The sequence below is a fragment of the Sphingomonas sanguinis genome (assembly GCF_019297835.1).
Classification (GTDB): domain Bacteria; phylum Pseudomonadota; class Alphaproteobacteria; order Sphingomonadales; family Sphingomonadaceae; genus Sphingomonas; species Sphingomonas sanguinis_D.
Genome location: NZ_CP079203.1, coordinates 923,742 through 941,486, shown reverse-complemented (window position 1 = coordinate 941,486; position 17,745 = coordinate 923,742). Strand labels below are relative to the sequence as shown.

General features: G+C 67.8%; 17 protein-coding genes. 7 read left to right on the top strand and 10 right to left on the bottom strand.

Annotated elements, in window-relative coordinates; genetic code table 11:
* Nucleotide 1: 1 nt before the first annotated feature.
* Nucleotides 2-727, top strand: coding sequence for a helix-turn-helix transcriptional regulator (locus KV697_RS04095; RefSeq protein WP_219020212.1), 726 nt, complete (start codon nucleotides 2-4; stop codon nucleotides 725-727).
* A 31-nt stretch (nucleotides 728-758) separates the two neighbouring features.
* A complete protein-coding gene (locus tag KV697_RS04090) occupies nucleotides 759-1,127 on the top strand; it encodes a VOC family protein (RefSeq protein WP_219020211.1) in 369 nt (122 codons plus the stop codon).
* Nucleotides 1,128-1,225: 98 nt separating this feature from the next.
* Here the strand turns inward: KV697_RS04090 and KV697_RS04085 are convergent, their stop codons facing one another.
* A complete protein-coding gene (locus KV697_RS04085) occupies nucleotides 1,226-3,544 on the bottom strand; it encodes a hypothetical protein (RefSeq protein ID WP_257575597.1) in 2,319 nt (772 codons plus the stop codon).
* Between the two features lie 101 nt (nucleotides 3,545-3,645).
* Between KV697_RS04085 and KV697_RS04080 the strand changes: the two genes are divergently transcribed.
* Genes KV697_RS04080 through KV697_RS04065 form a run of 4 tightly spaced genes read left to right on the top strand, consistent with a single transcriptional unit; the run spans nucleotide 3,646 to nucleotide 7,613 of the window.
* Nucleotides 3,646-3,939, top strand: a complete 294-nt coding sequence (locus KV697_RS04080; protein ID WP_219020210.1) for an Hpt domain-containing protein — start codon at nucleotides 3,646-3,648, stop codon at nucleotides 3,937-3,939.
* Between the two features lie 52 nt (nucleotides 3,940-3,991).
* On the top strand, nucleotides 3,992-5,176 hold the full coding sequence (locus tag KV697_RS04075) for a hypothetical protein (RefSeq protein WP_219020209.1): 1,185 nt from the start codon (nucleotides 3,992-3,994) through the stop codon (nucleotides 5,174-5,176).
* A 35-nt stretch (nucleotides 5,177-5,211) separates the two neighbouring features.
* Nucleotides 5,212-6,264 carry a hypothetical protein gene (locus KV697_RS04070; protein WP_219020208.1) on the top strand — a complete coding sequence of 351 codons (1,053 nt, stop codon included), beginning with the start codon at nucleotides 5,212-5,214 and terminating at the stop codon, nucleotides 6,262-6,264.
* A 5-nt stretch (nucleotides 6,265-6,269) separates the two neighbouring features.
* The gene (locus tag KV697_RS04065) at nucleotides 6,270-7,613 is read left to right on the top strand and encodes a sensor histidine kinase (RefSeq protein ID WP_257575596.1); all 1,344 of its coding nucleotides are present in this window, start codon (nucleotides 6,270-6,272) and stop codon (nucleotides 7,611-7,613) included.
* A gap of 49 nt (nucleotides 7,614-7,662) precedes the next feature.
* Here the strand turns inward: KV697_RS04065 and KV697_RS04060 are convergent, their stop codons facing one another.
* From KV697_RS04060 to gltX, 3 genes are read right to left on the bottom strand one after another with little or no spacing between them, the layout of a single operon-like run.
* The gene (locus KV697_RS04060; protein ID WP_056438051.1) at nucleotides 7,663-7,872 is read right to left on the bottom strand and encodes a hypothetical protein; all 210 of its coding nucleotides are present in this window, start codon (nucleotides 7,870-7,872) and stop codon (nucleotides 7,663-7,665) included.
* A 3-nt stretch (nucleotides 7,873-7,875) separates the two neighbouring features.
* Complete coding sequence (locus KV697_RS04055) at nucleotides 7,876-9,159, bottom strand: citrate synthase (protein WP_042483143.1); 1,284 nt, start codon at nucleotides 9,157-9,159, stop codon at nucleotides 7,876-7,878.
* Between the two features lie 2 nt (nucleotides 9,160-9,161).
* Complete coding sequence (gene gltX / locus KV697_RS04050) at nucleotides 9,162-10,562, bottom strand: glutamate--tRNA ligase (protein ID WP_219020207.1); 1,401 nt, start codon at nucleotides 10,560-10,562, stop codon at nucleotides 9,162-9,164.
* A 96-nt stretch (nucleotides 10,563-10,658) separates the two neighbouring features.
* Here gltX and KV697_RS04045 point away from each other — a divergent pair, with 96 nt between their 5' ends.
* Nucleotides 10,659-12,761, top strand: a complete 2,103-nt coding sequence (locus tag KV697_RS04045; RefSeq protein WP_257575595.1) for a ComEC/Rec2 family competence protein — start codon at nucleotides 10,659-10,661, stop codon at nucleotides 12,759-12,761.
* A 138-nt stretch (nucleotides 12,762-12,899) separates the two neighbouring features.
* On the opposite strand, the gene lexA is transcribed toward KV697_RS04045, so the two are convergent.
* From lexA to KV697_RS04015, 6 genes are all read right to left on the bottom strand, one after another.
* Entirely contained in the window at nucleotides 12,900-13,580 is a 681-nt protein-coding gene (gene lexA, locus KV697_RS04040; RefSeq protein ID WP_219020206.1) for a transcriptional repressor LexA, read from the bottom strand.
* 55 nt (nucleotides 13,581-13,635) lie between these two features.
* Entirely contained in the window at nucleotides 13,636-14,769 is a 1,134-nt protein-coding gene (locus tag KV697_RS04035) for a molybdopterin molybdotransferase MoeA (RefSeq protein ID WP_257575594.1), read from the bottom strand.
* Between the two features lie 107 nt (nucleotides 14,770-14,876).
* On the bottom strand, nucleotides 14,877-15,344 hold the full coding sequence (gene moaC, locus KV697_RS04030) for a cyclic pyranopterin monophosphate synthase MoaC (protein ID WP_219020205.1): 468 nt from the start codon (nucleotides 15,342-15,344) through the stop codon (nucleotides 14,877-14,879).
* A complete protein-coding gene (gene trpC / locus KV697_RS04025; protein ID WP_219020204.1) occupies nucleotides 15,341-16,117 on the bottom strand; it encodes an indole-3-glycerol phosphate synthase TrpC in 777 nt (258 codons plus the stop codon). The genes moaC and trpC overlap by 4 nt, the downstream gene beginning before the upstream one ends.
* Complete coding sequence (trpD, locus tag KV697_RS04020) at nucleotides 16,114-17,109, bottom strand: anthranilate phosphoribosyltransferase (RefSeq protein ID WP_219020203.1); 996 nt, start codon at nucleotides 17,107-17,109, stop codon at nucleotides 16,114-16,116. The genes trpC and trpD overlap by 4 nt, the downstream gene beginning before the upstream one ends.
* Nucleotides 17,106-17,720, bottom strand: coding sequence for an anthranilate synthase component II (locus KV697_RS04015; protein WP_219021231.1), 615 nt, complete (start codon nucleotides 17,718-17,720; stop codon nucleotides 17,106-17,108). Before KV697_RS04015 ends, trpD begins: the two co-directional genes overlap by 4 nt.
* Nucleotides 17,721-17,745: the final 25 nt, after the last annotated feature.

The following is a 17,745-nucleotide window of genomic DNA, read 5'->3' as shown; positions in this document are numbered from 1 at the left end:
CATGGCGCGCGCGTCCCGCCTGTTCGACCTTCTCCATCTGCTCCACCGTCAGAGCGGCGTCGTGTCCGGGCGGCATCTGGCCGAGCAACTCGGCATCTCGCTGCGTACCCTGTACCGCGATATTGCAACGCTTCAGGCGATGGGCGCCGATGTCGAGGGTGGGGCGGGGGTCGGTTATCGCCTGAAACCCGGTTTCATGCTGCCGCCGATGCGTTTCCCGATCGAGGAGGTGGAGGCGCTGGTCCTGGGCGCCCGCTGGGTCGCCGAGCGGGCGGACCCGGCGATGGGGCAGGCCGCGCGCAGTGCCGCCGCCCGGATCATGCGTGCGATGACGTCGGAGCAAGCCGACGCGATGCGCGACACGGCGCTTTTTATCGCCTCGCGTGCCGAACCTTATGAAGCGGTGGTCGACCCAGCACCGCTACGCGCCGCGATCCGAGCGGAGCGCCGTCTGTCGCTGCTGTATCGCGATGCCGAAGGGCGGGCGTCCGAACGGATTATCTGGCCGATGGCGATCGCTCTGTTCGACCGGGCGGACGTGCTGTTGGGTTGGTGCGAGCTGCGCCATGCGTACCGGACGTTCCGCATCGATCGGATCGTCACTGCCCGGACCATGCCCGAGCGTTATCCGCGTCGTCGCTCGGTCATGCTCCGTGAATGGCGTGAGGCGGAGGGAATTCCCGAGGAGCGTTTCCTGCTGACGGAAACTGACGCGGCGGTCGGATAGGCGGTGCTCCTCTCGAATGAAGGAGCATTTGATGACCTGTCCAACCACCACGATCCTGCTGCACGTCGCCGACATGGGGACCAGCACCGACTTTTACCGCGGCGTTTTGCAGCGCGAGCCGGGCGATGCCGGTGACGCCTTCACCCTGTTCGTGATGGGATCGGGCACGACCCTGGGCCTGTGGCGTCGCGATGTGATCGATCCGCCTGCGCAGGGGGAGACGGGCTCCATCGAATTGGGTTTCAAGCGTGAACATCACGAGGTGGATCTCTGCCATGCGGATTGGGTGGCGCAGGGTGTGACGATGTTGATGCCGCCGACGGATCGGCCGTTCGGGCGGAGCTTCGTCGCGCTTGATCCCGATGGGCACCGGTTGCGGGTCTATGCGCTGAACGGGTGAGGGTTGCCCTTGGCCTTCGACTTCGCTCAGGCTGAACGGCGGTGGGAGGTGATGGCTTCCGCCCTCCGTTCGCACTGAGCGAGGTCGAAGTTGCCCAGTTACCGCAACCGCTCGATCGCCTGTGCGAGCGCCACATAGAGCTTGCCCATGTCCGACGACAGCAACGTCACGCCCAGCGGCGATCCGTCGCGCTGGGCGAGCACGCCGCGCAGCATCGCCTCGAAATCATGGATATAGCGGTTCACATGGTCGCGGAACTTGGGATCCTCGTCATACAGATCGGCGATGTCGCGCGCCTGATGCGAGTCGAGGATACGCACCGCGCGCCGGGTGAAGACGCCGCGATCACCCTTCAGATAGGCGGCCCAGGCGCTGTCCGTGACTTCGGGCGCGTAGATTTTGGTGATGTCGATCGACGCGGAGTTGAGCGATTCGACCAGCAGCGAGGCACGGCGGGCGAAATTGTCGCGGTCGGCCTCTTCGCGCTCGGTGCGCGCTTCTTCGATCCGCGATTCGACGATGGCGGTCTTCTCGACGATCATGTCGGCCTGACGCGCCAGACGCTCGGTCGCGCGGGTCGCGGCCTCGACCGCGCTCTGCGTGGCGTCGACAATGGCGTGGACCTGCCGTTCGACGGTGTCGCCGGTCGCGCGCCGCATCGCCTCGGCGCTGGCGATTTCCAGTGCGCTGGCGGCCTGGGGGATGACATCGGCCAGCGTCTCGCGTGCCTTTTCAGCGGCTGTCGCAGCGGTTTCGCGGACGCGGAGCAGCGCATCCACCAGCTTCGGCGCGGCCTCGTCGGCGAACTGGTGCGAGCGCTCGATCGTCTCCTCGACCATCATGCCCAGCGCATCGGCCTTGGCCCGACCGGTCGACAGGGTTTCGATCAGCGAACCCGATAGCGTCTCCAGCGTCTGGCGCTGTTCGGCGATGACGTCAGCAATCGCCTCGATCGCCTCATGCGTGCTCTCGGCCGCCGCGACCAGCGCGAGCAGTTCGGGCTTGGTTTCGACCACGACCTCATGGCTGGCATGCATCCGCTGGTCGAGACGGCCCAGCGCCTCGGGCAGCGTCTCATCGATCTCGCGCGCGGCGGCATCGAGCGCGATCAGCAGCGTCTCAGTCGTGCCGATGACGCGGTTGGCCATGGTTTCGCCCGCCTCCAGCGCGCCGGTCATCGCGTCCGCCGACCCGCCCAGCGCGCTGATCGAGGCGGCCAGCATCTGCGACTTTTCGGTGCCTTGGGTATGGAGCACCGCGATCCGCGTCTCGACCCGCTCCAGCTCGGTATCGAGCGTATCGATCATCGTCTCGCCCGCGACCCGCTGTGCTTCCAGTTCGGAGGTCAGGCGGGCGACCGCGCCATCGACATGGGTCAGCCGTTCGGCGAGCGCATCGGCGCTGTCGCGCGCGGCGCTGTCGAGCGCCGCCTGATTTGCGGCGACCATCGCTAGCATCGCCTCACCCTGCGCGGCGATGCCCTTGCGCGACTGGTCGATCGCCTCGGCGGTCCGATCGAGCAGCGCGTCGATCGTCGTCGCGACATTGGCGGTGACGTTTTCCAGATGCTCGCTGGCGGTGCGGCTGGTCGCCTCCATCTGTTCGATATGCGTGGCGAGGCGAAGCGCCGCGCCGCTGGCGATGGTATCGGCATCCTGCCCGCGCCGACCGAGCGCGACGAACTGCGCGTCGAGCGCGGCGGCATGGGTTTCGGCCGAGCGCGCCGCTTCCGCCATCCGGTCGCTCGCCTCGCCGACCTCCTCGGCCGCGCGGGGCAGGGCATCGAGCAATTGGGTCAGGCTCGCCTGGCTGGTCCCAGCGATGTCGGCGAGCGTCCGGCCATGCGCCTCGACCATCTGGATATCGTCGGCCAGATCGCGGGCGATGGTGTTGAAGCGGGTTTCGGCGGCCTGCGCCATTTCGGACAGTGCGATCGCCTGTGCCGACAATTCGGAGCGGTTGGCGGCCAGTGCCTGTCCGATCGCGGCGACCGCGCGTTCCAGTGCCGCCGCTTCGTCACGCATGTCGCGGGCGGTCAGGGCGAAGCGGCGCTGCTCGGCACGACTGCTCCGCTGTCCAACCAGCCAGAGGATCGCGACCAGCATCGGCCCGGCCAGTGCCAGCGTTCCCATCGGCGCGAACGTCGCGGCCGATAGCGAAGCAGTGGTGGAAATTCCCCAGCCCAGCACGGCCGCGACCCACAGGACCGAGACCAGGATCGCGACGATCAGCGGCCAGCGCGCGGGCGGCTGATCGTGGAACGGCACCGCGCTTTCCTCCAGCCAGGGGCCGGGCGCTGCGGGCGAAGTGGCGGGCGTGTCCTCGACCGGGGGCAGGGGGGCATAGTCGAGCATGTCCGCCTCCGCGTGCGGCATGTCCGACCTGTCCTGCCGCTCTGCGCGCATATCGACGATCATCTTGGCCCCCGTGTCACAATGGGCCGGTTTATCACGTTTGCCGACGGCAGAAAGCGAATTGCGCTATTCCGTGCAGCCATGGTCGGGTTTAAGCGACGGCAATGACCTATGAGCACGGAACGATCGATTCTACCCTGGCGGCGGTAGCCGGTGATGAACCGGCCGTTATTCAGGATCTTCGCCGTGCCTTTGTCGAGGGCGTGACCCGCGCGATGGAGGCCATGCACATGGCCGGAGACGCCCGCGAATGGCGCGAGGCGGCGCTGCGGCTGAAGGGGCTGGCGGCCAGCGTCAACGCGCTGCCGCTGATGACCCTGGCGGCGCAGGCGGCCGAGCGCGATGCTCCGGACCCCCAGCTGCTCGACCGGATCGGGGATCAGGTCGCGCGTCTTTAAACGCGCAGGGACGGGGCTGGCATGGCGCGCGACTAGCGCCTAACAGCACGCGATGCTCTCCGGTCTTCTCTTTGCGATTGACGACGCCGACGACCGCCCCGGTCGGCTGACGGCCACCCTGCCTTTCGCGGGCGTCACCCTGATCGAATATCAGGCGCGGCTGCTGATCGCGGCGGGGGCGGCGCAGATCATCATCGTGGTCGCTCGGCTGACCCCGGAACTGCTCGGCGCGATCGCTCGCATCGCGCAGCGCGGCGTGGTGGTCGACACGGTGCGCAGCGCGGTGGAAGCATCGGAAAAGCTCCATCCCCTGTCGCGGCTGCTGGTCCTGGCCGATGGCCTCATCACCACCGAGGACACGATCGCGCTGGTCCTGCGCGATACCGGGCATGACGCGCTGATCGTGTTGCCCGAGGCGGAGGCCGAAGCCGGGCTGGAGCGGGTCGGTGGCCAGATGGCCTGGGCGGGCGTCGCGCGGCTCGATCCGCGCCGGGTCGCCGAGGTGGCGGCGCTTCCCCGCGATTACGATCTGCAATCGACCCTGTTGCGGCTGGCGGCACAGGCGCGGGCGACGCATATTCTGTTGCCCGCCGATGCGGAAAAGGCCGGGCACGGCATCGTCCACCGGGCCGAGGCGCTGGATGCGCGCGGGCGGGCGGTGGTCGCGCGACTGGTATCGGGGCGGCGCAGCTGGTTCGATCGCTACATTCTTGCACCGCTCGCGCGACTTGCTTTGCCGCGTTTGGTCGAACGCTCGGTCCCGGCGCATGTCGCGGGCGGCGTGGGGGCCGGATTGGGGTTGCTCGGCCTGGTGTTGATCCTGTTCGGGCTGCCCGCCTTTGGCCTGTTGATCGCCATTGCGGGGACGCTGGGGCTGGGGCTGGGCGAGACGCTGGCGGGGTTGCGCGACGAGCAGGGCGCGGCGCGTGCCGGGTCGGCGGCGATCGCCGCGCTGGCCGGTCTGACGGTGGCGGCGCTGGGCTGGCAGGACTTTCGGGTCTCGGGTGAGGATATTGCGCCGGTCCTGGCGTTGATGCTGATTATTCTGGGTATTTTGGCCGAGCGCGCCGGGCTGTATCGCTTCCGGCGGCGCTGGTGGGCCAGCCCACCCGCTTATCTTCTAGTGCTCTTCCCAACCGCGCTCCTCGGCATCGTCCCCTGGGGTCTGGCGCTCGCAAGCGTTTATGCGATCGTCACTTTGGCGTCCGCAATCGAGACATTGCGCGCTCAAGTTTAGTGTCGCTTTAACACCAAAGGGATTAGCGCTGCCGCATGGCGGCCGAACCGTGCCCAGATCATGCCTCCGAATGGCAAGCCACGCGGCTATCCGACCGCGTGAGCGCGGCGCGCGCACGTGCGGCGGAGCGGCGGCGTGGCGCGGTTCTGGACCTGAGGCTGGATGCCGAATCGCGGCTGACCGATCAGGTACGTTTCGAGGTTACGACGCGACTGCACCTGCTGGTCGAGACGATTGCGCGCGACCTGCTGCAACAGGCGGAGCGTGCGATGCCGCAGGATGCCCGGAGCATCAGGCCCGATCAGGTCGTGCGACGGCTCTACCGCGCGGACGCTTTGGCCGAGCCGGAGCTGGTCGACGAACTGGTCGCGCAGGTTCGACTGCACCTGATCGCCCGCGCGTTGCCGATCGAATCCATGGCGGGCGATGCGCCTAGCCTGCTGGTCCGGTTGACCGAAGCCCCCGACCGTATCGTGGCCGCTGCCGCCCGCGCCGTGCTGGTGGCGGAGGGCCAAGCGCGTGAGGCGGAGGAGACTGTGGGCCTGCCGACGCGACTGTACGATCGGCTGACCTGGACCGTGGCGGCGGCGCTGCGGGAGGGTGACGATCCGGCCTGGGACCGGGCGCTGTGCCAGGCGGTCGAGCGGATGCTGGCGGTGCGGGATGACGCCGACCGGCCGGGTGCGGCGACGATGCGGCTTGCGGCCGCGATCGATGCGCGACCGGGCGAACTGCCCGATCTGTTGCTGGAAAGCCTGTCCGACCGGCAGCTGGGCCTGTTCGTGGCGCTGCTGACCCATGCGCTCGGCCTGGAGCATGACATGGTGCGCGAGATCGTGCTGGAGCCGGAAGGCGACCGGCTGTGGCTGGCGTTGCGGGCGCTGGAGCAGGAGCGACCGACGATCGCGCGCATCGGCTTGTCGCTGTGCGAGGCGGATGGGCGGCGCGATGTCGACGACTTTGCCGAGGCGCTGGACGCGATCATGGCCATTCCCGCGACAGAGGCGCGCCGGGCTATCGCATCTCTGACGCTGCCCACGCCGTTTCGTGCGGCGATCGAGCGGCTGGATGGGACGGACCGTCGATGACCTCGATGGATAGCCCCGGCGAATCGATGGTCGCACGCGCGATTCTGGATGCGGGCGATCACATCCTGTCGGCCGATCCGCCCATCGAGTTGCTTCACATGCGCGCCGGGGGCGGGGTCAGCGACTGCATCGCCGTCGCACCAATCGCCCGGATCGCGCGGCTGGCGCGGCGCTTGGGCATCGCGGTGTCGCGGCAGGTCGTGGTCGCCGATGACGAAGGCGATCTGGAATTGTGGGTGCAAGCGCGCCCCGAAACCGGGCAGATCCGCCTGAGCGTCAGCGGCTGGCGCGACCGCAGCGCTTGGAAGCCCGTCGCCACCCCGCCCGATCACGCCGCGACCGGCGCGGATTTTCGTTGGGAGACCGATGCGGCGCTGCGCCTGACCTTCGTCTCACCGGGGGCGGGGCTACGTCATGGTTTCGATTCGCTGGCGATGCTCGGGCGGCCGCTCAATGCCCTGTTCGCCTTCGACACGGGAACGCCGCTGCTCGAAGGCGCCGCGCCGCTGGACGGGCGGGGTGCCCGCCTGCGGCCGACCGATGCGCCGGTGCGGCTTTCGGCGGCGATCCGTCATGACGGTACGGGGGGTATCGCGGGGCTGGTCGGCGCGACCTATCTGATCGACGAACCGGGCGAGGGGGATGAAGACCTTGCGCTTCATCCTGGCGGACCGCCGCTGACCGAGAGCTTCACCGCCGGGCTGGACCGTGCGCTGCGTACGCCGCTGGCCCGGATCGTCGCCAATGCCGACAGCATCGCGGCGCGCAGCGACGGGCCGATCGCGGCGGAATATGCCGAATATGCCAATGACATCGCCCATGCCGGGCGGCATCTGATCGGGCTGGTCGACAATCTGGTCGAGTTGCAGGCGATCGAACAGCCCGATTTCCGGCTGGCCGCCACGCCGATCGACCTGGCCGATGTCGCCCGCCGTGCCGCCGGGTTGCTGGGGGTTCGCGCGGATGCTGCCGGCGTGACGATCCGCCGTCCCAGCCTGGACGAGGGAATGCCCGCGATCGGCGATTTCGGTCGCTGCCTCCAGATCCTCATCAACCTGATCGGCAATGCGATCCGCTATTCCCCGCGCGGCGGCGGAGTGACGGTGACGGCGGAGCGCGACGGGGAATGGGCGCTGGTCAGCGTCATCGATCACGGCAAGGGCATCGCGCCCGAGGACCAGACCCGCATCTTCGAGAAGTTCGAACGGGTCGACCCCAGCGAGCCGGGCGGCAATGGTCTGGGCCTCTATATCGCCCGGCGTCTGGCGCGCGCGATGGGCGGCGACCTGTATGTCGAAAGCGTGCCCGGCGAGGGCGCTTCCTTCCACTTCCGCCTGCGCTCCCGCTAACAAAAAAGGCTCCCGAGGGAGCCTTTTCTTTGTCGCCCGGGTGATACGCTCAGCGCCGCCGGGGCAGCCGCCGCGCGACCAGGATCAGCGCCAGTCCGGCGATCGCGACAAAGGCGCCGCGATCGGCCCATTCGCCCTGACCGAGCATGAAGCTCTGTTCGGGCCAATGGATATACCCCAGGCCCTGACCGATCCATAATCCCCCCGTCAGCGCCAGCATGACGCCGATGGCGATCAGGATCGGTCGGACCCGGTTCATGGCTTAGCGCTTCTCGACCGGAACGTAGGAACGCTGCGTCGGGCCGGTGTAGAGCTGACGCGGGCGGCCGATCTTCTGGTCGGGATCGGTGATCATCTCGTTCCACTGCGCGACCCAGCCGACGGTGCGGGCGAGGGCGAACAGCACGGTGAACATCTCGGTCGGGAAGCCGATCGCTGACAGGATGACGCCCGAATAGAAGTCGACGTTCGGGAACAGCTTCTTCTCGACGAAATATTCGTCGTTCAGCGCGATCTCTTCGAGGCGGAGCGCCGTCTCGAACAGCGGATCATTGACCTTCAGCGCGTCGAACACTTCGCGCACGGTCTTCTGCATCACGGTCGCGCGCGGGTCGTAGTTCTTGTAGACGCGGTGACCGAAGCCCATCAGGCGGAACGGGTCGTTCTTGTCCTTGGCGCGCGCGATGAACTCGGGGATGCGCTCGGGGGTGCCGATCTCGCGCAGCATGTTGAGCGCGGCTTCGTTCGCGCCGCCATGCGCCGGACCCCAGAGGCAGGCGATGCCCGCCGCGATGCACGCGAACGGGTTCGCACCCGACGAACCCGCCAGACGCACGGTCGAGGTCGACGCGTTCTGCTCGTGATCGGCGTGCAGGATGAAGATGCGGTCCATCGCCTTTTCGACGGCCGGGTTCACCTCATACGGCTCGGCCGGAACGCCGAAGGTCATGCGCAGGAAGTTGCCGGTGTAGGACAGCGAGTTGTCCGGGTACAGGAAGGGCTGGCCCACGCTGTACTTATACGCCATCGCCGCGATCGTCGGGATCTTGGCGATCAGGCGGTGCGACGCGATGGTGCGCTGCACCGGATCATGGATGTCGGTCGAATCGTGGTAGAAGGCCGACAGCGCACCGACGACGCCGCACATGATCGCCATTGGGTGTGCATCGCGGCGGAAGCCACGGAAGAACGCCGCCAGCTGCTCATGCACCATCGTGTGACGCGTGATAGTGGTGGTGAATTCCGACAGCTCGCCCTGGTTGGGCAGTTCGCCGTTCAGCAGGAGGTAGGCGACCTCCATGAAGCTGCTATTCTCGGCCAGCTCGCCGATCGGATAGCCGCGGTGGAGCAGAACGCCTTCGTCGCCGTCGATATAGGTCAGCTCCGACCGGCACGACGCGGTCGAGGTGAAGCCGGGATCATAGGTGAAGGCACCCGTCTGGGCATAGAGCTTGCGGATGTCGACCACGTCCGGGCCGATCGAGCCGGACATGACCGGATAGTCAAAGCCCTTGCCGCCGATTTCGAATTTCGCGGTGTCGCTCATACTCAGTGATCCTTCCTATCTGCGGTCATCTGGTCCGCGATCCGCCCCAAGCTTTCCTCGCGGCCCAGCAAAACGAGCACGTCGAAAATTCCCGGGGACGTCTTGCGTCCGGTCAAGGCAGCGCGGAGCGGCTGGGCGACCTGACCGAGCTTCACGCTCTCGGCTTCGGCCACCTTGCGTACCGCGTCTTCCAAAAGCTCCGTATCCCAGTTGTGCACCGCGTCAAGCGCGGTGTGAACGGAAAAGAGAATGCCCCGTGCCTTATCGTCGAGCAGGCCGGTGGCGGCGTCGTCCAGGCTCAACGGACGGGTCGCGAAAAGGAAGCGCGCGCCATCGGCCAATTCGTTCAAATTGGCCGCGCGCGGCTTCAGCGCGGGCATGGCGGCAGTCAGCAGCGCGACGTCCTCGACACCCATCCGCTTGGCGGTCAGTTCGGCCAGACGCGCGTCGTCGGCCTCGCGGATGTAATGACCGTTGAGGTTTTCGAGCTTCTTCAGGTCGAAACGCGACGGTGCCTTGCCGACCGCGGCGAGATCGAACCACCTCACCGCATCCTCGCGAGCGATAATCTCGGCATCGCCGTGGCCCCAGCCCAGGCGGAGGAGGTAATTGTCGAGCGCTTCGGGCAGGATGCCCATCTCGTCGCGATAGGCCTCGATCCCGACCGCGCCGTGGCGCTTGGACAGCTTGGCGCCGTCCGACCCGTGGATCAGCGGAATATGCGCATAGATCGGCTCGGCCCAGCCCATCGCCTTGTAGATCGGCAATTGGCGGAAGGCGTTGTTGAGGTGATCGTCGCCGCGAATCACATGGGTCACGCCCATATCGTGATCGTCGACCACGACCGCCAGCATATAGGTCGGCGTGCCGTCCGAACGGAGCAGGACCAGATCGTCCAGCTCGGCATTCTGCACGGTGACGCTGCCCTGCACGCGGTCCTCGATCGTCACCGCCCCCTCCCGCGGCGCGCGCAGACGGACGACGAAGGGCTGTCCCTCCGGCGCGGTGGCGGGATCGGCCTCGCGCCAGGGCGAGCGGATGCGCAGCGGCTGCTTGGCGGCCTGTGCGGCTTCACGCTGCGCAGCAATCTCTTCCTGCGTCATGTAGCAGCGATAGGCATGGCCCCGCTCCATCATCTCGCGGGCGACATCGGCATGGCGGTCGGCACGGGCGAACTGGAACACGGCGTCGCCGTCCCAGTCCAGGCCCAGCCAGCGCATGCCGTCCAGGATCGCGTCGATCGCGGGTTGGGTCGAGCGGGCGCGATCGGTATCCTCGATGCGCAGCAGGAACTTGCCGCCATTCGCCTTGGCGAACAGCCAGTTGAACAGCGCGGTGCGCGCGCCGCCGATGTGAAGGAATCCGGTCGGCGAGGGCGCGAAACGGGTCACGACTCCGCTCATGGTCGATCCGGTGGCGATATCATGTGTTGCGCTCAACCGCGCATACTCCCAGCATAAGATCCGATGGCCCAGTCAGCCGCCGCAGCCCCTAGCACCATGCGTCCGCGCCGCCAAATGCCGCGCCTTTGCCGGGCCGAGCAATGGGCGGAGGCCGAGCGGAACCAGATTCCGTTGTGGACGCCGGTCATGCTGGGGGCGGGGATAGCGGCATGGTTCGCGTTGCCCGATCCACGGGCCTGGGGCGCGGCGGTGCTGGCGGCCGGGGGCGTTGGGCTGGCGGCGGCGACGCTGAGCGATGGCGGGCGGGTGATGCGCGCCGCTGGGGTGGCGGCGATGCTCGTCGTGGCGGGCATGCTGCTGGCCTGGGCGCGCGCCGAGTCGGTGCGGGCACCCGTTCTAGCGCGGCCGGTCATGGCGGACATGGTCGCCGAGGTGGAGAGGGCGGAGCCGCTTGCCGCACGGCAAATCGTCCGGTCGATGTTGTGTCCGATCGAGGCGCGGGACGGGCGCGGGCGGCGTTTGAGCCTGCCGCCGCGTATCCGGGTATCGCTGGCACAGGAGGATGCGCCTGTCGGGCTAGGGCCGGGCGCGCGGGTCCGGTTGCGGGCGAGACTGATGCCGCCCGCCGGGCCGGTCGCTCCGGGGGGCTATGATTTCGCGCGCGCGGCCTGGTTTCAAGGGATCGGCGCCACGGGACGCGGCTCCGCGCCGGTGCGGATGCTGCACCCGGCCAACCAAGGCCCCGGATTGCGCCAACGCCTGTCGCAGCGGATCACCGCCCAGGTTCCGGGCAGCGCAGGCGGGATCGCCGCGGCGCTGGCGACCGGGGATGTCGGCGCGATCGCGCAAGATGATGCGGAGGCGATGCGCCGCGCGGGGCTGGCGCATCTTTTGTCGGTCAGCGGACTTCACATAACGGCCGTCGTCGGGATCGTAATGGTGCTGACGATCCGGCTGCTGGCGCTTTGGCCCTGGCTGGCGTTGCGGGTGCGACTGCCCTTGCTGGGCGCAGCGGCGGGTGCGGTCGCGGCGGTCGGATACACCTGGCTGACCGGGGCGGAGGTCCCCACGATACGGTCGTGCGTGGCGGCCATGCTCGTTCTGGCGGCACTGGCGATGGGGCGCGAGGCGATGACCTTGCGGCTGGTCGCGGCGGGGGCGCTGATCGTGCTGATCTTCCGGCCTGAGGCGCTGGTGGGCGCCAGCTTTCAACTCTCCTTCGCCGCGATCACGGCGATCGTCGCGCTTCACGAAAGCCCCGCCATCCACCGCTGGCTGGGGCCGCATCCCGACTGGCGCTGGGCGGCCTTGCGGCATCTGGGCGCGTTGTTGCTGACCGGGCTGGTGGTCGAGGCGGCGCTGATGCCGATCGCGGTCTATCACTTCCACAAGGCGGGGCTTTATGGCGCCTTGGCCAATATCGTCGCCATTCCGTGGACGACCTTCGTCGCCATGCCGCTGGAGATGATCGCGCTATTGTTCGAGCCTCTGGGGCTGGGCGGCCCGTTCTGGTGGCTGCTGGAACAGGCGTTGGGTTTGCTGCTGAAACTCGCCCATGCCGTCTCGACCATGCCGGGATCGGTGATCGCCCTGCCGGTCGCGCCGGGATGGGCGTTCGGGCTGGCCGTTGCGGGAGGGCTTTGGATCGCGCTTTGGCGGACCCGGTGGCGATGGCTCGGAATGCCTGCGCTGGTCGCGGGCGTGTCGATGATGATCGTAGCGCGGGCGCCCGACCTGATCGTTACCGGGGACGGTCGCCATGCCGGGATCGCGGTGGGCCAGGGCATGGCGCTGCTTCGCGACCGGGCGGGGGACTATATGCGCACCACTCTGTCCGAACTTGGTGGCACCGATGCCGAGCCGTTGGCGCTTGCCGATCAGCCTGCGGCGCGGTGCGGGCGGGACATGTGCGTGATCGAACTGCGGCGCGGTGGACGATCCTGGCGGATCGCGGCGACGCGTAGTGGCTATCCGGTTCCGTGGAAGGCGTTGATCGCGCTTTGCGGGCGGGTGGACATCATGATCGCCGATCGTCGTCTGCCGGGTGCATGTCGACCGCGCTGGTTGAAGCTGGACACTATCGTTCTGAAGCGAACGGGTGGCGTCTCGATCCGGCTCGACCCGCCCGAGGTGCGGACGGTGCGCCAGCCGGGTGATCGTCATCCATGGTCGATCATGGAACCCGCAAAAGGCCTATGAGCCTCGCCATTCACAAGCGGATGCATCTGGCGGCATCCAAAACGTCATCGCGAACGAAGCGAAGCAATTAAGAAGCGGATCAGAACGTCCGGGATTGCTTCGCTCGGCTCACCATGGCGGATCGATGCCGGGTTGCCCTCACTCGTAACGGCGCAAAATGCCTGAGAGCTTGCCCTGCACCCGTACCTGCGCGGGCGCGTAACGCTGCGGATCATAGGCCCGGTTGGCGGGGTCGAGGCGGACCATCGAACCTTCGCGCCGGAAATATTTTAGCGTGGCCTCGCTATCGTCGATCAGCGCGACGACGATCTGCCCGTCGCGCGCCACATCGGTCCGGCGGATCAGCGCATAATCGCCGTCAAGAATACCTGCCTCGACCATCGAATCGCCCGACACCTCGAGCGCATAATGTTCGCCCGAACCCAGCAGAGCGGCGGGGACGGCAAGCATCGAGCTGCCTTCGAACGCCTCGATCGGCACACCGGCGGCAATCCGGCCGTGGAGCGGGATTTCGACCACGTCATTGGCCGGTTCAATCGCCGGACGTGCGGAGGGCGTGTGGACATTGCCTGATGCGGGTTCTGCCACAGCAGGCTTCTCGGGCCGGTCGGGCATCCGCAACACCTCCAGCGCGCGGGCGCGGTTGGGCAGGCGGCGGATGAAGTGGCGTTCCTCCAGCGCGGAGATCAGGCGGTGGACGCCCGACTTGGACTTGAGGTCCAGCGCCTCCTTCATCTCTTCGAAGGAGGGCGAGACGCCGGTTTCCTTCAAACGGTCGTTGATGAAGCAGACAAGCTCATGCTGCTTTGCGGTGAGCATCGCGATCCTCCGTCCAGAACAGACGTGGAACTTATATGGAACGTTTTGGCTTGCGTCAAGCGAGCATCAGGATTTCCGCCGAGTCGCCTGTCGCGGCGGGGGGAGCGTGTGGCGGGCGGATGATAAGGCAGGTCGAACGCGCCAAAGTCAGCAGCATCGAGCTGTCCTGGATGGCCGCCGCATGAACCCGCCCGTCGATCATCGCCGCGCGCAGATAGTCGATGCGCGGGCCATTGGCGGGCAAATCCTCGCCCAGTATGGCGGGGATGGGCCTGGGCAGTGGCTCGGCCGCACCTGCCAGATGCGCGATCAGGGGGCGCACGAACAGCGTTGCGGTGACGAAGGCCGAGACGGGATTGCCCGGCAGGCTGAGCACCACCGTCTCGCCGAGCCGTCCCGCCATCATCGGCTTGCCGGGGCGAAGCGCGATGCGCCAGAAATCGACGCTGCCCCCGGCCGCCTTGAGCGCGGGCTGGACGAGATCATGATCCCCGACCGAGGCGCCGCCGGTAGTGACGAGCAGGTCGGCCTCGACCGAGGCAAAGGCGTCGCGGAGCTTGCCCAGATCATCGGGCAGGATGCCCAGATCGATGATCTCGACCGGCAGATCGGCCAGCATCGCCGCCAGCATGACGCCGTTCGATTCGGGTAGGGCAGCAGGATCGGTGCTACCGGGCGGGACCAGTTCGTCGCCAGTTGCGGCGATCGCGACGCGAACGGCCGGTCGGACGGGCAGGACGGCGTGACCGCCAGTCGCGGCCACCGCGATGCGCGCCGGGGTCAGTCGCTGCCCAGCAGCGATCAGTGTCGCACCTTCGGAAAAGTCCAGCCCGCGCCGCCGGACATTGCGGCCCTGATGGGGGGGGCCTTCGCCTGCCAGCGTCAGAACCGCGCCATCGCGCGCCGCTTCCTCCTGGATTAGGACGGTGTCGGTCCCTTCCGGAAGCGCCGCACCGGTAAAGATGCGCGTGGCCTGTCCGGGCTCGACCGAACCGGGAAAGGGCCGCCCCGCCGCGCTTTCGCCAATGACGGTCCACGGCCCCGGCATATCCTGAAAGCGGATCGCATAGCCATCCATCGCCGACAGGTCCTGCGCGGGCTGGGTTCGCCGGGCGGTCACGTCACGCGCGACCCAGCGTCCGGCGGCTTCGCGCAAGGGCAGTTCGACGACGGGACGTTCGCTAGCCAAAGCGAGCAATCGGGCCTGGGCTTCGGGGACGGGGAGAAGAATGACGGTCGCTCCTTTTGGCCCAAGGACGCTTTTCCGCAGCGTCCGTTCCCCCGCGATCGGAGGCGTCAGGCGTGCCAGTCGCCCGACTTGCCGCCGGTCTTGGCGATCAGGCGAATATCGCCGATCGTCATGCGCTTATCGAGGGCCTTTGCCATGTCGTACACGGTCAACAGCGTCACCGACACGGCGGTCAGCGCCTCCATCTCGACACCGGTCTGACCCGCCATGGCGGCGGTGGCGGTGGCGGTCACGCCTTCCTCGTCCAGCGCCAGGTCGATCTCGACCTTGCTGAGCGGCAGGGGATGGCAGAGCGGAATGAGGTCGCTGGTCTTCTTGGCGGCCATGATGCCCGCCACCCGCGCGACCGCCAGTACATCGCCCTTCTGGACGCTGCCCGCGCGGATTGCGGCGGCGGCGTCTCGCGTCATGGTAATGCGGCCCTGTGCTACCGCCTGTCGCGCCGTGACCGCCTTGGCCCCGACATCGACCATGCGCGCCGAGCCTTCTTCGTCGAGATGGGTGAGGCCAGTCATCCGATCAGCGCGCGGGTCGCCGCCTCGACGTCTTGCTGGCGCATCAGCGCTTCGCCAACCAGGAAGCAATGGATGCCGTGCGCAGCCATCGCGTCCAGATCCTCGCGGCTGGTCAGCCCGCTTTCGGCAACGAACGTGCTGCCCGCGGGGGCGTGTGCCACGAGCTCATAGGTCCGCTGAAAATCGACGGTGAAGTCCCTGAGATCGCGATTGTTCACCCCGATCAGCCGCGACTTCAGCCGGGCGGCGCGCTCCATCTCGGCGGCATCGTGGACCTCGACCAGCGCGTCCATACCGCATTCAATCGCGGCGGCCTCGATCTCCTGCATTTGGGTGTCGTCGAGCGCGGCGACGATGATGAGGATCGCATCCGCCCCCAGCGCGCGCGACTCGTGTACCTGCCACGGATCGACCATGAAGTCCTTGCGCAGCACCGGGATCGATACGGCATCGCGGGCCTGTTCCAGGAAGATGTCGGCCCCCTGGAACCAGCGCTCGTCGGTGAGCACCGAGAGGCAGGCGGCGCCCCCGGCCTGATAGGCGCGGGCATGGGCGGGGGGATCGAAATCGGCGCGGATCAGGCCCTTGGACGGGCTGGCCTTCTTCACCTCGGCGATCAGGGAATGGCCGGTCTTGGCATCCAGCGCGGCGCGGAAGCCACGCGGGGCGGAGACGGTGGCGATCTTGGTGTCCAGATCGGCGTGCGACATGGTTGCCTTGCGCGCGGCGACATCGGCGCGCTTGGTTTCCAGGATGCGGTCGAGCATCGTCATCGGTAAGCAATCCATCGATCGAGAAGCGCCGCGGCCTCGCCGGTGTCGATGGCGCGGGCGGCGGCGACCGCGCCTTGCGCCAGGTCGGTGCTATGCCCGGCGACCAGCAGCGCGGCGGCGGCATTGAGGAGAACCGCGTCGCGATACGCGCCCGGCTCCCCGGCGAGAAGACGGCGAAGCGCCTCGGCATTGTGCCGCGCGTCGCCGCCACGAATGGCGGTGATGGGATGGCGGGGGAGGCCCGCATCCTCCGGGGTAATGGTAGCGGGGGCGGTAATGTCGCCGACCGAGACCGCGATGCTGGGGCCTGCACCGGACAGCTCGTCCAGCCCTTCCTCGCCCGACACGACCAGCGCCGCCTCGGCCCCCAGCTGCTCCAGCGCCTCGGCATAGACGGTCGCATAGTCGGGACGCGCGATGCCGATCAGCTGCCGCCCGACATGCGCGGGATTGGCGAGCGGACCCATCAGGTTGAAGATCGTCCGCCGCCCGATCGCGCGCCGGATCGGGGTGATCCGCGCCATCGCCGGGTGGTGGTTGGCGGCGAACAGGAAGGCGATGCCGATATCATTGAGGCTGGCCTGCGCGACGGCGCCTGCGCGCTCCATATCGAGGCCGAGCACTTCCAGCGTGTCGGCCGCGCCCGCCTTGGACGAGGCGGCGCGATTGCCATGCTTGGCGACCGGCACGCCGAGCGCCGCGACGACCAGCGACACGGCGGTCGAGACGTTGAGCGTATGATGCCCGTCGCCGCCGGTACCGCAGACGTCGATCGTGCCCTTTGGCGCTTCGATCGGGATCAGCCGCTGGCGCATGGCGCGCGCAGCTTCGGCAATTTCGATCGAGGTTTCGCCGCGCTCGGTCAGGCCGATCAGGAAGGCGGCGATCGCCTCATCCTCGGCCCGGCCGTCCAATATGTCGGCAAAGGCGGCGGCGGCCGTCTCTCGCGACAAAGGACTTACGGCATCGGGGAGGAGCGCGATGGTCGTCACGCCGCGTCCTCGACCGGCGGACGAAGCCGCTCGGGCAGCTCATGCGCCACGCCCGCTTCGCGCAGGAAATTGGCGAGCATCGCATGGCCATATTCGGTGGCGATGCTTTCGGGGTGGAACTGGACGCCGTGGATTGGCAGCGTCGCATGGCGGAAGCCCATTACCGTGCCATCCTCGGCGCGCGCATTGACGACCAGGCTGTCCGGCACGTCGTTGACGATCAGCGAGTGATATCGCGTCGCGGTGAAGGGCGATGGCAGCCCCCGGAACAGCCCGGTCCCGTCATGCAGCACCGGCGAGGTTTTGCCATGCATCAGCCCGCCACGCTCGACCAAGCCACCGAAATGCTGGCCGATCGCCTGATGGCCCAGGCACACGCCCAGCAGCGGCCGACCCGCATCGGCGGCGGCGGCGACCAGGTCCAGGCTGACGCCCGCTTCGGTCGGCGTGCAGGGGCCGGGGGAGATGAGAAAGGCTTGCGCCCCCGACGAGAGCGCTTGGCCCGCCGAGATCGCGTCGTTGCGGACCACCTCTACCTCGCTGCCCAATTCCTGAAGATAATGGACGAGGTTCCAGGTGAAGCTGTCGTAATTGTCGACGACCAGGATCATGGCACCGCCATAGCCGATCGCGCGG

What these genes read in the sequence shown, in the direction of transcription:
- KV697_RS04080 (WP_219020210.1), top strand. Translation starts at nt 3,646, where the DNA reads ATGACCTATGAGCACGGAACGATCGATTCTACCCTGGCGGCGGTAGCC.
- KV697_RS04045 (WP_257575595.1), top strand. Translation starts at nt 10,659, where the DNA reads ATGCGTCCGCGCCGCCAAATGCCGCGCCTTTGCCGGGCCGAGCAATGG.
- KV697_RS04060 (WP_056438051.1), bottom strand. Translation starts at nt 7,872, where the DNA reads ATGAACCGGGTCCGACCGATCCTGATCGCCATCGGCGTCATGCTGGCG.
- KV697_RS04095 (WP_219020212.1), top strand. Translation starts at nt 2, where the DNA reads ATGGCGCGCGCGTCCCGCCTGTTCGACCTTCTCCATCTGCTCCACCGT.
- KV697_RS04090 (WP_219020211.1), top strand. Translation starts at nt 759, where the DNA reads ATGACCTGTCCAACCACCACGATCCTGCTGCACGTCGCCGACATGGGG.
- lexA (WP_219020206.1), bottom strand. Translation starts at nt 13,580, where the DNA reads ATGCTCACCGCAAAGCAGCATGAGCTTGTCTGCTTCATCAACGACCGT.
- trpC (WP_219020204.1), bottom strand. Translation starts at nt 16,117, where the DNA reads ATGACGATGCTCGACCGCATCCTGGAAACCAAGCGCGCCGATGTCGCC.
- KV697_RS04070 (WP_219020208.1), top strand. Translation starts at nt 5,212, where the DNA reads ATGGCGGCCGAACCGTGCCCAGATCATGCCTCCGAATGGCAAGCCACG.
- moaC (WP_219020205.1), bottom strand. Translation starts at nt 15,344, where the DNA reads ATGACTGGCCTCACCCATCTCGACGAAGAAGGCTCGGCGCGCATGGTC.
- KV697_RS04075 (WP_219020209.1), top strand. Translation starts at nt 3,992, where the DNA reads ATGCTCTCCGGTCTTCTCTTTGCGATTGACGACGCCGACGACCGCCCC.
- KV697_RS04085 (WP_257575597.1), bottom strand. Translation starts at nt 3,544, where the DNA reads ATGATCGTCGATATGCGCGCAGAGCGGCAGGACAGGTCGGACATGCCG.
- gltX (WP_219020207.1), bottom strand. Translation starts at nt 10,562, where the DNA reads ATGAGCGGAGTCGTGACCCGTTTCGCGCCCTCGCCGACCGGATTCCTT.
- KV697_RS04015 (WP_219021231.1), bottom strand. Translation starts at nt 17,720, where the DNA reads ATGATCCTGGTCGTCGACAATTACGACAGCTTCACCTGGAACCTCGTC.
- KV697_RS04065 (WP_257575596.1), top strand. Translation starts at nt 6,270, where the DNA reads ATGGATAGCCCCGGCGAATCGATGGTCGCACGCGCGATTCTGGATGCG.
- KV697_RS04055 (WP_042483143.1), bottom strand. Translation starts at nt 9,159, where the DNA reads ATGAGCGACACCGCGAAATTCGAAATCGGCGGCAAGGGCTTTGACTAT.